The following is an 837-nucleotide window of genomic DNA, read 5'->3' on the forward strand; positions in this document are numbered from 1 at the left end:
GACGACGACAACGGCGGCGGCGAAACGGTGCCGGACACCAGCCAGACCCTCGCCACCATCAACGGCAACGACGGCATCCAGCTGGTCGTGCACACCGCCGTCCGCGACGAGGACGGTTTTCTGACGGTGACCGGGACGCTCAAGAACACCACCGGGGAACGTGTGGGCGCCCCGATCTCCTGGAACGGCGACGAGAGCCAGGTCCGGCGGACCGGCAGGTCGTTGGCGGGTCTGACACTGGTCGACAAGAAGGAGAAGAAGCGCTACTACGTGCTGCGGGACACCGAGGGCTATCCGCTGACCACCACAGGCATCTCCTCCCTGAAGGCCAATGAGAACATCGGCGTCTTCGCCCAGTTCCCCGCNNTCATCTCGGTCGTCGAGTCGGAGGGCGGCGAGGAGCGTCGTGAGGACACCAGCGAGTCGGTGAAGTTCGCCCTCCAGGCCGAGGTCCTCTTCGGCAAGGACAGTTCGAAGCTCTCCAGCGCGGCGAACGCCCGTATCGCCGCCGTGGCGGCGGAGATCGAGAAGCAGGGCGCCACCAAGGTGCGGGTCTTCGGCTTCACCGACAACCTGGGCTCGTCCGCCCACGGTGACGTCCTCTCCAAGCAGCGCGCGGAAGCCGTGCACGGGGTCCTGGAGAAGGAACTGGCCTCCGCGGGGATCACGTACGAGATCCGCGGTTACGGCGAGCAGTATCCGATCGCGGACAACAGCAACGAAGAGGGCCGCAAGAAGAACCGCCGCGTGGAGATCTCCTTCCCGCGCGGTGAGGCGGACAGTTCCCAGAGCTGACCCGTCGGTCTCATGTCGTGAGCACACGGCCGGTGTCGTATG

1 pseudogene is annotated in these 837 nt (G+C 66.1%); it reads left to right on the top strand.

The window, feature by feature from the left end:
- Window positions 1-367: 367 nt before the first annotated feature.
- Window positions 368-795, top strand: a pseudogene (locus BHU15_RS33185) (OmpA family protein); the annotation flags it as partial.
- Window positions 796-837: the final 42 nt, after the last annotated feature.

The sequence above is a fragment of the Streptomyces niveus genome (assembly GCF_001723055.1).
GTDB classification, from domain to species: Bacteria; Actinomycetota; Actinomycetes; order Streptomycetales; family Streptomycetaceae; genus Streptomyces; species Streptomyces niveus.